This window comes from Nannocystis sp. RBIL2 (genome assembly GCF_026626745.1).
Lineage (GTDB): Bacteria > Myxococcota_A > Polyangia > Nannocystales > Nannocystaceae > Nannocystis.
In genome coordinates this window covers 3924037-3935393 of the sequence record NZ_JAPNJW010000002.1, presented here as the reverse complement: position 1 = coordinate 3935393, position 11357 = coordinate 3924037, and the positions used below count along the sequence as shown (strand labels likewise).

Sequence of the window (11357 nt, the reverse complement as noted above, 5' to 3'; positions counted from 1 at the left end):
CGTTACGAGCCGCATGTTCACCGGCCTCACCCGGGAACATTGGCCGCTCGGGCGGAGGGAGTCAAATTTGCCGGAAACGGGCGCCCCGGGGGGGCTAGGAGGGTTCTGCGCGAAATCGCGCGGGCCGCCCGGTCGCATTCTCCGCAGTCAAAGCAGGGCCCTCGGGTCAGGTCGAGGGTCGCGGCGAGGCCGTCAAGGCCGGCGAGGGGGCAGCGAGGCCGCCTCGCAAGCGGTCGTGCACGCTGCTGCACAGCCGTCGGCGCCTGCCCGTCGTGTCGAGAATTTTGTTGCGCTCCGGACCTGGTCCACGGTTAAAAGGCACGAGGGACCATGTCGCCAAAGCATCACAAACCGGGGAGGCGGCCGTGACGAACCGGTCGGTCCGCTGGTTTGAAGCGTGCGCCGCGTTCGTCGAGTTCCTCTGTGCTGTTTGTCGTTGTCTGGTGACGGGTCCGCGTTACCTGTTTGAAACGTTGCGCGTGATGGACCTGCTGATCCGGCGCTGCCTGATCCCGGTGGGTCTGGCGGTGGCGCCGGTGGGCGCCGTGATCTCGCTGCAAGGCGCGGGGCTGTTCCGCATGTTCGGCGCGGAGAGCCTGCTGTCGTCGCTGCTGGCGACCGCGATCTTCCGCGAGTACAGCCCGGCGCTGGCGTCGGTGATGGTGGCGGCGCAGGCGGGCTCGTCGATCGCGGCGCGGATCGGGACGATGAAGGTGCGCGGGCAGATCGACGCGCTGGCGGTGATGTCGGTCGACCCGATCCGCTACGTCGTGGTGCCGGGCCTCATCGCCTGCATCATCGTGACGCCGCTGCTCAGCGTGTTGACGACGCTGCTCGGGCTGGTCAGCGGGTGGTTCTTCGCGGTGCCGGTGATGGGCGTCGACCACGGGTCGTTCCTCGCCAACCTGTACGCGCAGGTGTCGCTGGTCGACCTGTGGGTGGGCATGGGCAAGTGCATGGCCTTCGGGACAGCCGTGGGCCTGATCGCCGGCTTCCTCGGGCTGCGCACCAGCGGCGGCGCGACGGGGGTGGGCAAGGCGGCCAACGACACCGTGACCCTGACGATCGTGCTGATCCTGGTCGCGGACTACTTCGTCAGCATGCTGCTGCTGAGGCTGGGGGTGTAGGCGTGGAGTTCCTGCACTTCGTCCGTCGCGCGCTCGTCGCCCAGTTCAGCGGCCTGCCGCCGCGCGACGAGTTCGTGCGCCACGCCCTCGACGCGGGGGTCGGCAGCCTGCCGCTGCTCACGCTGCTGACCGTGTTCGCCGGCATGAACCTGTCGGTGCAGGCCTACGGCACGTTCGTCCGCTTCGGCGGGCAGGACTTGCTCGGGCTGTTCTGTGGGGTGGGGGGGATCCGCGAGCTGTACCCGGTGATGGCGGCGGTGATCTGCGGGGCCCGCATCGGCGCGACGCTGGCGGCCAGCCTGGCCAACATGCAGATCAGCGAACAGGTCGAGGCGCTCGAGGTGATGGCGGTCGATCCGATGCGCCTGCTGGTGGCGCCGCGGCTGTGGGCGGTGACTCTGATGCTGCCGCTGCTGTGCGGCTACGCCGACGTGGTCGGCCTGGCGGCCAGCTACTACGCGGCGACCGAGCAGATGGGGGTCAACGGCGGGACCTTCATGGAACAGGTCCGCGACATCGTCCACCTCGGCGACCTGGCCGCGGGGGTGTTCAAGGGGATGGTGTTCGGCTGGCTGGTGGCGATCGTGTCCTGCTACCACGGCTACCGCGCGCTCAAGCGCGACGGCGCGGAGGGCGTCGGCGTGGCGACCAACCGCGCGATCGTCCACTCGGCGGTGCTGTGCATCGTCCTCAACATGTTCATGTCGGCGCTGCTGTACGTGAGGTGATCATGGCCGAGCAACAAGCAGCGATCACGCTCGTCAAGGTCTGCAAGTCGTTCGGGACCAACCGGGTCCTGCACGAGGTGTCGCTGACGCTGCCGGCCGGGAAGATCATGGTGATGCTCGGGCCGTCAGGCACGGGCAAGTCGGTGCTGCTGCGCTGCCTGGTCGGATTGATGAAGCCGGACTCGGGCCGGATCTTCATCGAGGGCAAGGACATCACGGGGCTCGACGAGCGGCGCTCGGCCGGCCGCGAGCAGCTGTTCGCGCTGCGCCGCAAGTTCGGGATGCTGTTCCAGGACGGGGCGCTGTTCGACGACATGACCGTCGGCGACAACGTGGCGTTCCCGCTGCGGCAGCACGCGAAGCTGTCGGAGCGGGAGATCGCGGCGCGGGTGGCGGACGACCTGGAGCGGGTCGGCCTGAAGGGCGCGCAGAGCAAGATGCCGTCGGAGCTGAGCGGCGGGATGCGCAAGCGGGTGGCGTTCGCGCGGGCGATCGCGCTGCGGCCGAAGATCGTGCTGTGCGACGAGCCGTCGTCCGGGCTCGACCCGGTGATGTCGGCGACGCTCGACGAGCTCATCCTCGACCTGCACCGCTCGCTCGGCATGACCTTCGTGGTCATCAGCCATGACACGGCCGAGGCGCGCAAGATCGCCGACTACGTCGGGCTGCTTTATAAGGGCGAGCTGCAAGCGTTCGGGCCCAAGGACGAGGTGCTCCGCTCCAATCAACGGGCCATCAATCAGTTCTTCGAGCGATCCACGGAGGGGCCGATCCAGGTCCTGTGAGGTGAAGCCATGAACACGCGCTACCTAACCCTCGCCATCTTCATCATGGGGACGCTGGCCGCGCTCGGCGGGCTCGCGTGGAAGCTCGGCGCGTTACCTAAGTCTGGTCACCACTACCGCCTCCACCTCGACGACGCCGGCGGTCTGGTCGAGGGCAACGCGGTCCGCATCGCGGGGGTGCAGATCGGGCAGATCCAGAAGATCGGGATCGACGGCAACCGAGCGCTGCTCGAGCTGCGGATCGACCCGGACGTGCCGATCTTCGCCGAGACGTGCGCATCACCGCAGATGAAGGGCCTGCTCGGCGAGAAATTTCTACAGCTGCGCCAGCCCGGGGCAGGGACGCCGCTGCCTGCCGGCTCGGAGATCCCCTGCGTCGATCCGAGCGTCGACATCGGCGAGGCGCTCAACGCGATGAACGGGGTGGTCGACGGCGACGAGGCGCTCTACGGCCACGTGGTCCGGATCGTCAAGCGCGTCGACACCCTGACCAAGGCGCTCGACGAGGGCGGGCTGCCCAGCGAGCGCCTCGACCGCATGCTCGGCGATGTCGAGACGATGCTGACGACGACGAAGGAGATGCTGGCCGAGAACCGCGAGGACCTGCGCGCGATCGTCAAGGCGACCCGGGCGCACCTCGAGAACCCGAACGTGGGACGGATGATCGAGCGCGGGGCGTCGCTGGTGACGACCGTCGAGCAGAAGACGCCAGGGCTGCTGACGAAGGTCGATGCCCTGATGAACGACACCTCGCAGTTGCTGGCGAAGGGCGAGAAGCTGATCGACGCGGTCGACCCCGGCAAGGTCGAGACGATGATGGCCGACGGCGGCGCGGCGCTGAAGAACCTGCGCAAGCTCAGCGAGGAGTTCCAGGGCGTGGGCAAGGCGGTGATGCCGATGCTCAAAGATCTGGCGACGATCGCCCACCGCGCGGCGAGCATCAACGAGGGGATCATCCGCAACTTCTTCCAGGTCGAGGGCTTCCGCGTGCGGCTCGGCGTGCCCTACGGGGTGCGGGGCAAGCTCGAGAAGCTCGAGGAGTAACGGGCCCGGTTCGCGGGGCTCAACCGCCGACGACGTGGAGTTTGACGAGTTCGACGGGGAAGGCGTCGGCGACGGCGCCGTGGAAGCCGGTGGTGAGGAGGCCGGTCTGACTGACGACGCTGCGGCCGGGCGTCCCCTCGGGCACGCCGAACGCCTCGCGCAGCGGGCCGCTGCCGTTGGCGCGGAACGCGAGGGAGCGCAGCTCTTGCCCGTCCGCGGCGTTGCCGAGGATGAAGGCGTCGACCAGGTCCGGCAGGTCGGCACCGGGGGCGGTGTTGGTGAAGACGACCTTCAGGTGTGACTGGGAGAGCGCCGGCGTCAGCGTCGGGTCGGCGGCCAGCTCCGATGGTTTGTAGCCGAACAGCACCGGGTTGTTGGTGAAGTCGGTGTCGTCGTCGGCGAGGAGCACGAAGGTGAGGGCATTCGTGGTGCGCAGCACGACTGTGACCTCGGAGCGGCCGTCGGCGAGCGGGCGGTCGAGGACGTGGCCCGTCATCGTGGTCCCGAGGATGAGTGGATCTTCGAGACCGGCCAGGAACTCGGCAGCCAGCCCGGCGTAGTCGACGAGGGCGATCAGGACCGGCGGGTCGGCGGCTGCCGATGCCCATCCGATCTGGTCGGGGACCGGCGGGAAGAAGATCGAGGTCGTGCCCTGGGCGTCGAGGAAGTCGGTGATGGGCCGCTGGATCGCCGGCCCGGCGAAGGCGCGGTTCGCTGCGACCAGAGCAGCGCTGCCGAGAGCGGTGCCGGCGGCACGCATGAAACGCCGACGCGAGAACCGGGCGAACGAAGGATGGGGAGTGAGAGGCATCGCAGTGGCTCCGCTGAATTGCTGCGCGTGGAGGCACCCTCCGCTCCGTCAGCGGAAGATGGGCCTGTCCAAGGGAGCTTGCCGCCGGTCGCCGCGGTGGCAAGACGAGCCTGAGACGAGGGTCACGGCGCGAGCCGGGCTCCGCGGTGTCGTGGGCCACCGGCAGCTCGGTCTACGAGGAGGTCGCTCTGAACTTCGTGGCGCACTGCGACTCTGTCGCGGCATCGGAGCCGCTGGGCAGCGGTCGTGCAGCGGCGTCGCCCTGAGCGTCGGGCAGGTCCGCACGTGGTGCACCGATCGCGGCGCGAGCGTCCTCGCCTCGTCGGCGAGTGCTTCGGATGTTTGAAGAGACATGTCCTCACGGACATGTCCGAGCGCTGCGTCAGCGCGGGCGCAGGCCGGTGCAGGCGGGGCCGGGGCCGAGGCGGCCGAGGGCGCCCTCGACTTCGTCGGCGAGCTGCTCCTTGCCGGGGTAGCGCTCGAGGTAGAGGGCGTAGGCGCAGCGGGCCTCGTCGGTGCGGGAGGCGGCCTTGAGGAGGCGGGCGAGGTCGAGCAGGGCGGCGCGGGCCGGCGGGCTGTCGGGGTGGGCGGTGACGAGGAAGTCGAGCACGCGGATGGCGGCGTCGCGGCGGCCGGCGGCCAGCAGGGCGTCGGCTTGGCGGGCGAGGTCGGACGGGCTGGCCTTCGGGTCAGGTGCGTCGTCCTCGGCGGGGGCGACGGCCAGCGGGGTGCGGGCGCCGTCGGGGGCGATCCACGTGGCCACGCCGGTGCGAAGTTCGGCCTCGGTGCGGGTGCCGGCGACGACGATGACGACCCGGCCCTGGGCGATCTCGACGGTGCCGCCGGCCGTGTCGACGCGCAGCAGCTCGGGGCCCGCGTGCGCGGCGACGGTGACGTCGTAGCGGCCGTCGCGGAGCTCGACCTGCCACGCGTCGCGCACCCCCGCGGGCGGGCCCTCCTCGGCGACCACGCGCACGGCGGCGGCCAGCGCCGGGGCGGCGACGTGGGCGGCCTCGCTGCTGTTCGTTGCGACAGGTTCCAACGGACCTGTCCTGGAGGACATGAACGAAGGGCGGGCCCAGACCAGCGCGACGGCGGCGGCGACGGCCAGGCCGACGCCGGCCCACAGGCGGCGATGGTCGCGGCGGCGGGCCTGGAAGCCGGCGAACACCGCGTCGGAGCTGACCTTGAGGACAGGTGCGGGCGCGGACCGGGCGGCCTGGACCAGGCGCAGCAGCTCGGGCGAACGGACGGCGGGCTCGCCGAGGTCGGGAGGGCGAATCTCGGGGGTCATTCGTCCCTCCAGGGGATCCCCAGCGCAGCGCAGAGCAGCTGCTCGGCGCGGCGGGTGCGGTAAGAGACAGTGCTGATCGGGACGCCGAGAGCTGCCGACGCCTCGTGCAAATTCATGCCTTCGATTGCGCGGGCGACGAAGGACTCGCGCAGCTTGTCAGGCAACTCACCGAGCGCGCGATAGAGGCGCTCGCGCTGCTGGGTGGCCTCGAAGTCGGCCTCGGGGGTGGCCACGGGGTCTTCACCCGTGCTGGCCGAGGCGATGTCCTCGCGACGACGGCGGCGGCGCTGCGAGTCCCACCAGTTGCGCACGCGGTTGGCGGCGATGGTGTAGAGCCAAGTGCCGAGCTGGGCGTCGCCGCGGAAGCGACCGATCGCCGAGAAGGCGGAGATGAAGACCTCCTGGACCAGGTCGTCGACCGACGAGGCGTCGCCGGTCATGCGGAACACCTGGCGGGCGACGCGATCCTTGTAGGCCTCGAAGATGGCGGCCTGGGCGGCCCTGTCGCCGTCCTGCGCGGCCGCAAGGACGGCAGCGCTCTCCACGTCCCTGACTGCGGCCCGCGACGTCATGGCCGGCCAGAGTGTAGCGGAGGTGAGCACGTAGCTATAGACCGTGTCGGTCGCCGCGAATCCAAGGCCGCTCAGCCGAAGACGACGCCGATGACGAGGCCGAGCATCCACTGGGCCGGGCCGCGCCGGATCCGCGCCCCGTGCCCGGGCACCGGCCGCGACGGCAGGACGAGATCGACCCCGGTGCGAGCGCCGAGGAACAGGCGCCGGCCGCGGTATTGCACCGTGGCGCCGATCTCCGTCGCCGACATCCAGTCGACGTCGATGCGCTCGCGCTCGCGGACACGCGACCGCAGCGCGTGGACGAGGACATGTCCTCCGAGCCAGATCCGCCGATCGAGCAGCGACGCGCCGGCGGCCAGTCCGCCGCCGAAACGGAGGTGGAACAGAGATACGTCCTCGGGCGCCGCGCCCCCGAGGCCGAGGCTCGCGATCGGCTGCAGGTGATCGCGCAGGAGCCAGGCGCCGCCCATCACGTCGACGCCGCCCTCGACCAGACCGGGGCCGGCCTCGAGGCGCGGGCCGAGGCCGAGCCAACCTTGATAAGGAGGGCGTGGCGTGGGCGCGGGAGGTGTCGCAGGTTTGCCCCCACGCGGGGGGGGCGGAGCCTCATCCATGAGGAGCGCGAGGCTGGCGGCGAGTTCGCGGCTGCGGTCTTCGCGGGTGTCGCTCGAGAGGGTCAGCCGGCGCGTGCGCGTGGCGCCGTCGGGGCCGCGGAGGCGCACGTCGAGCTCGCGCTCGCCGGCGCCGGCGCGGACGTCGATCGTCCAGGCGTCGAGCTCGTCGCCGACGCGGGCGCGCAGGCCGGCCTCGGTGAGGCGAGGATCGACGGCGGCGGTGTGCAGCTCGATCGGTGCCGCGGCGAGGGCGAGCCAGGCGACGACCGCGAGCTGAGGCGCGAGGGCCACGGGTCGCAGGAGTGCCAAAAAACGCGGCGTTTGACCAGCGACGCGGCAGTCCGCGGGCGACCCAAGTCGCGTGAGCGGCGAGGCGGACACCGATGCCTGCGAGCGGGTCGCGGACGGTGAACGCCTGGGCGTTCGCGTGTCGGCGACGCGATGCCAGCGACGCGGCGACACGCGATGCTCGCGCGGTCGACCTCGCTGTCGGAGCGCGAGCCCGTGCTGCGGTCGTGGACAGCGGCGAGCGCTCGCGGCACGCTCGCGCCGTGCCTGTCGACCGCGACCGCTGGAACGCCTGCCGCTTCGATCCCGCTTCGGACGCGGGGCACTACGAGAGCTACTTTCAGCGGGCCAACCATCCGACGCGGCCGCTGGCGTGGTGGATCCGCTACACCGTGTTCTGTCCCAAAGGACAGCCCGAGAAGGCGGTCGGCGAGCTGTGGGCGATCTGGTTCGACGGCGAGCGCGGGGTCATCGCCGCGGCCAAGCAGGTGGTGCCGTGGGAGCGCTGCGCGTTCGCCCGCGATCGCCTGGACGTGCGCGTCGGCGAGGCCACGCTGGACGACCATGGGCTGCGCGGCGCGGCCGTCGGGGCGGCGCACGCGTTCGCGTGGGAGCTGACCTACGACAGCCCCGAGCCGCCGCTGCTCTTGCTGCCGGCCAACCTCTACGCGGGCGGGTTCCCCAAGGCCAAGTCCCTGGTGGGTTCACCGAACGCGGCGTTCACCGGCACGATCACCGTCGACGGCGAGGCGCACGCGATCGACGGGTGGGTCGGCAGTCAGTCGCACAACTGGGGCGCGCGCCACACCGACCGCTATGCGTGGGGCCAGGTCGCCGGCTTCGACGGCGCGCCGGACAGCTTCCTCGAGTGCGCGACGGCGCGGCTGAAGTTCGGGCCGCTGTGGACGCCGCCGATGACGCTGCTGGTGCTGCGCCACGGGGGCGAGCAGTATGCGCTCAACTCGTTGTGGCAGGCGGTGCGGGCCCGCGGCGAGGTTGCGATCGGCGGGCCCGAGTTCGAGTGGCGGCTGGCGTCGCAGACCCGCGACGTCGCGGTGGAGGCGCGGATCTGGGCCCCGCGCGCGGCCTTCGTCGGGCTCGCGTACGGCAACCCGCCCGGCGGGGTCAAGACCTGCCTCAACAGCAAGATCGCCCGCTGCGAGCTGCGCCTGCGCCGGCCGGGGCGGCCGATGATCGAGCTGCGCAGCGATCGCGCGGCCTTCGAGGTGCTGACCGACGAGGCCGGCCACCGCGTGCCCGTCGTGGCCTGAGGGCCATGTCCGAACGGGCATGTCGTTAAAAACATGCGCGAACGGGCATGCTCCGGAGAGCATGCCCGCGGGGTCAGCCGCTCACTGCGCGCGGGCGGCGGCGCGGCGGGCCAGGACCTCGTCCATCTTGGCCGGGTTGAAGATGTTGGCCCGCTTGTGGTGGTTGGCGTGCATGTACAGGCCGAACCAGATGCGGTTGCCGAGCCAGTAGAGGCCGTGGTCGAGGTTGACGGGCTTGTAGTCGCCGGTCGGCGAGTGGGCGTTGTGGGTGGCCCAGTTGAAGTGGGCGACGTGGACCCAGCCGACGGCCTGGGCCGGCAGGAACAGGAAGAAGAACGCCTCGGGGCCGAGCAGCAGCCAGAACGCGAGGTTGAGCGGGATCATCACCGAGAAGCTGAGCACGCTGCGCAGCTGCTCGCGGCGGCGCATCTCGGGGGTGTCGCCGAACTGGTCGTAGGCCTGGTTCTGCAGCTGCTTCTCGACGTTGACGAGCATCGTCCGGGCGAGGAAGCGCCAGAAGTTCGGCACCACGTGGTGCGGGTCACGCTCGGGGTCGTCGGAGAAGCGGTGATGACGCTGGTGGATGATCTCCCACGAGGCGTAGCGGGTGATCACCAGGACGCCGGCGATCTCGCCGATCAGGCGGTTGATCGGGCGCGGGAAGTTGCCGTGGCAGCAGTTGTGGATGAAGACGTTGAGCAGGATGTGGACGTAGATGACGGGCGGCAGCAGGGCCAGGTACCACCACTGCCACTGGACCAGCGGCCCCTGCCCGGTGGCGAGGATCCAGGCGTCGAGGGCGAGGAAGGCCAGCAGGTACGCGCCGTCGTACAGGAAGTAAAACCACGGGTTCCTGCGGTACTGGACCGAGGGCTGCGCGGTGAGCCACGTGGACAGGTTGGTGGCGATGCCGGTGTGAGCGGTCACGGTGCAGACGGGCGCGGACAGGCGCGGGGCAGGGATATCACGCGCGCCGGGGCGCGTCGAGATTGTCCCCACGCGCGCGGAGATTGAGGCCGTCCGGCGCGCGCAGTATGGTGCCGCGGCGATGGTCTCTCAGGGCGAAGCCGCCGGTGCGAAGCCGGCTGCGCACGAGCGCGAGCGCGAGCACGGGACCTGGCTCGTGCGCCATCCGGCCGAGTGGCGGCAGGTCGGGATCGTCGGCGCGTACCTGGGCCTGATGGGCCTGATGTACTTCGCGCCGGCCTGGCGCCATCCGCTGCCGTTCGCGCTGACGTGCCTGCTGAGCTTCCTCAACGCGGTCGTGATCCACAATCACATGCACCGCGGGATCTTCCACTCGCAGCGGCTCAACCTGATCTGGCGCAGCGTCCTCAGCTTCGGCGCGCTCTATCCGGCCTCGGCCAACGTGCCGGCGCACAACCTGGTGCACCACCACTTCGCCGACGACGGCCAGCCCGACTGGGCCGACCCGTCGCACGTGGCGTTCCGCTGGCACCTGCTCAACCTGATCCACTTCCCCAACATCGCCGGGCCCAACACGTTCGCGGGGGTCGGCCGCTGGGCCCAGGTGACGAAGCAGCAGGGGTTTGTGCGCCAGTACATGACCGAGCTCGTGGTCGCGTTCGGGCTGACCGGGGCGGCGCTGCTGTACGACTTCTGGGGCGCGCTGCTGTTCATCGCCCTGCCGCAGCTGTACGGCGCGCGCTGCATCCTCCGCATCAACCTGATCCAGCACGACGCGACCGACCCGTCGAGCGAGTACAACCACTCGCGCAACTTCGTCGGCCGGTGGTTCAACTGGATCATGTGCAACAACGGCTACCACACGATCCACCACAACCGCGCCGGCTTGCACTGGACCGAGCTGGCCGAGGCCCACCGCCGTGAGGTGGCGCCGCGCATCGAGCCGCGGCTCGACGAGCCGAGCATGGTGCTGTACCTGCTGCGCACGTTCGTGCTGCCGCGGCGGCGGCCGGTCATGCGCGTGCGCGACGGCGGCGAGGTCGAGGAGCTGGCCCGCGTAGAGCGGCGGGCGGCGGCCGAGCAGCAGGCGGCGCGCGAGCAGTCGGGACCGGAAGGGGCGCCAGCGTGACCGGCTTCCCGGCCCTGCTGGCGTACGCGGCGCTGGCGATCTTCTGGCTCAACACGCTGCTGATCGCGGCGGCGGGCTGGGGCGAGTGCGCCCGGCTGGTGCGGCGCTGGGGGGCGCGGGCGCGGGCCGGTGTGGTGGTCGAAGGGACAGGTCCCGAGGGACAGGCGGCGATCCACCGGGTGCGCCAGGTCGGGCGCTCGAAGGGGGACGCGGCGATCTGGTTCCACGACCGCGCGTACGAGGCCGAGGTGCTCGGCGGGGTGGTGGCGGTCGGGTCCGAGCGGGTCGGGCTGGCCGGCGGGACGGTGTGGGTCGGCCGGGCGCGTCAGCGGGCGGCGGCGGCCTGCGCCGGCGCGGAGGCGTTCGCGGCCGCGCGGGCCCCGGCGACGCGCGCGGCCGGGTGGACGCGCGCGGTCGAGGTGTCCATCGGGACAGGTGATCGGGTGTGGCTGTCCCAAGGGCCAGGTGGTCCGTTGATCGCCGACTTCGACCCGCGACGGTGGCGGCGCCAGGCGATCGCGCTGACTGCCGGGCTGGTGGTCGGGCTGCCGGTGATCGCGGCGGCTTGCACTGCGCTGTGTCTGTGGCCGCCGGTGTTCGGGACGGTGAGCAAGCTGGGCGCGTTCGCGACTCTGGTGGTGTTCAACTTGTTCCAGCTGCTCGGCAAGCTGCACCATGAGGCCGTGCAGCCGCCGGCGACCCTGGCGTTGCGCGGGGTCTGGCGCGCGCGCGCCTGAGGTCCGGGCGCGGGTCCGCCACGAGCG

General features: G+C 71.1%; 12 protein-coding genes. 7 read left to right on the top strand and 5 right to left on the bottom strand.

The window, feature by feature from the left end; genetic code table 11:
* Positions 1–365: 365 nt before the first annotated feature.
* The 4 genes from OV090_RS40690 to OV090_RS40675 are packed head-to-tail and all read left to right on the top strand — an operon-like array spanning position 366 to position 3684.
* On the top strand, positions 366–1127 hold the full coding sequence (locus OV090_RS40690; RefSeq protein ID WP_267710261.1) for an ABC transporter permease: 762 nt from the start codon (positions 366–368) through the stop codon (positions 1125–1127).
* Positions 1128–1129: 2 nt separating this feature from the next.
* Positions 1130–1855 (top strand): ABC transporter permease, encoded by a 726-nt coding sequence (locus OV090_RS40685; protein ID WP_267710260.1) that lies wholly within the window; start codon positions 1130–1132, stop codon positions 1853–1855.
* A gap of 2 nt (positions 1856–1857) precedes the next feature.
* Entirely contained in the window at positions 1858–2640 is a 783-nt protein-coding gene (locus OV090_RS40680; protein WP_267710259.1) for an ABC transporter ATP-binding protein, read from the top strand.
* Positions 2641–2649: 9 nt separating this feature from the next.
* Positions 2650–3684 carry an MlaD family protein gene (locus OV090_RS40675; protein ID WP_267710258.1) on the top strand — a complete coding sequence of 345 codons (1035 nt, stop codon included), beginning with the start codon at positions 2650–2652 and terminating at the stop codon, positions 3682–3684.
* 19 nt (positions 3685–3703) lie between these two features.
* Here OV090_RS40675 and OV090_RS40670 read toward each other — a convergent pair whose 3' ends face one another.
* The 4 genes from OV090_RS40670 to OV090_RS40655 form a co-directional block, all read right to left on the bottom strand.
* The gene (locus OV090_RS40670; RefSeq protein ID WP_267710257.1) at positions 3704–4444 is read right to left on the bottom strand and encodes a hypothetical protein; all 741 of its coding nucleotides are present in this window, start codon (positions 4442–4444) and stop codon (positions 3704–3706) included.
* Between the two features lie 433 nt (positions 4445–4877).
* A complete protein-coding gene (locus OV090_RS40665) occupies positions 4878–5789 on the bottom strand; it encodes a tetratricopeptide repeat protein (protein ID WP_267710256.1) in 912 nt (303 codons plus the stop codon).
* Positions 5786–6361: a sigma-70 family RNA polymerase sigma factor gene (locus tag OV090_RS40660; RefSeq protein WP_267710255.1), complete on the bottom strand. Its 576-nt coding sequence runs from the start codon at positions 6359–6361 to the stop codon at positions 5786–5788. Before OV090_RS40660 ends, OV090_RS40665 begins: the two co-directional genes overlap by 4 nt.
* 71 nt (positions 6362–6432) lie before the next feature.
* Positions 6433–7269, bottom strand: coding sequence for a hypothetical protein (locus tag OV090_RS40655; protein ID WP_267710254.1), 837 nt, complete (start codon positions 7267–7269; stop codon positions 6433–6435).
* A gap of 260 nt (positions 7270–7529) precedes the next feature.
* Here OV090_RS40655 and OV090_RS40650 point away from each other — a divergent pair, with 260 nt between their 5' ends.
* A complete protein-coding gene (locus tag OV090_RS40650; protein ID WP_267710253.1) occupies positions 7530–8537 on the top strand; it encodes a hypothetical protein in 1008 nt (335 codons plus the stop codon).
* An 81-nt stretch (positions 8538–8618) separates the two neighbouring features.
* Here the strand turns inward: OV090_RS40650 and OV090_RS40645 are convergent, their stop codons facing one another.
* On the bottom strand, positions 8619–9464 hold the full coding sequence (locus OV090_RS40645; RefSeq protein ID WP_267710252.1) for a fatty acid desaturase: 846 nt from the start codon (positions 9462–9464) through the stop codon (positions 8619–8621).
* A 121-nt stretch (positions 9465–9585) separates the two neighbouring features.
* Between OV090_RS40645 and OV090_RS40640 the strand changes: the two genes are divergently transcribed.
* Positions 9586–10593 carry a fatty acid desaturase gene (locus OV090_RS40640; protein ID WP_267710251.1) on the top strand — a complete coding sequence of 336 codons (1008 nt, stop codon included), beginning with the start codon at positions 9586–9588 and terminating at the stop codon, positions 10591–10593.
* Entirely contained in the window at positions 10590–11330 is a 741-nt protein-coding gene (locus OV090_RS40635; protein ID WP_267710250.1) for a hypothetical protein, read from the top strand. The genes OV090_RS40640 and OV090_RS40635 overlap by 4 nt, the downstream gene beginning before the upstream one ends.
* Positions 11331–11357: the final 27 nt, after the last annotated feature.

Bases quoted from the DNA above. Each gene is read 5' to 3' on its own strand.
- OV090_RS40680 (WP_267710259.1), top strand. From the start codon at position 1,858: ATGGCCGAGCAACAAGCAGCGATCACGCTCGTCAAGGTCTGCAAGTCG.
- OV090_RS40675 (WP_267710258.1), top strand. From the start codon at position 2,650: ATGAACACGCGCTACCTAACCCTCGCCATCTTCATCATGGGGACGCTG.
- OV090_RS40670 (WP_267710257.1), bottom strand. From the start codon at position 4,444: ATGCGTGCCGCCGGCACCGCTCTCGGCAGCGCTGCTCTGGTCGCAGCG.
- OV090_RS40665 (WP_267710256.1), bottom strand. From the start codon at position 5,789: ATGACCCCCGAGATTCGCCCTCCCGACCTCGGCGAGCCCGCCGTCCGT.
- OV090_RS40660 (WP_267710255.1), bottom strand. From the start codon at position 6,361: ATGACGTCGCGGGCCGCAGTCAGGGACGTGGAGAGCGCTGCCGTCCTT.
- OV090_RS40640 (WP_267710251.1), top strand. From the start codon at position 9,586: ATGGTCTCTCAGGGCGAAGCCGCCGGTGCGAAGCCGGCTGCGCACGAG.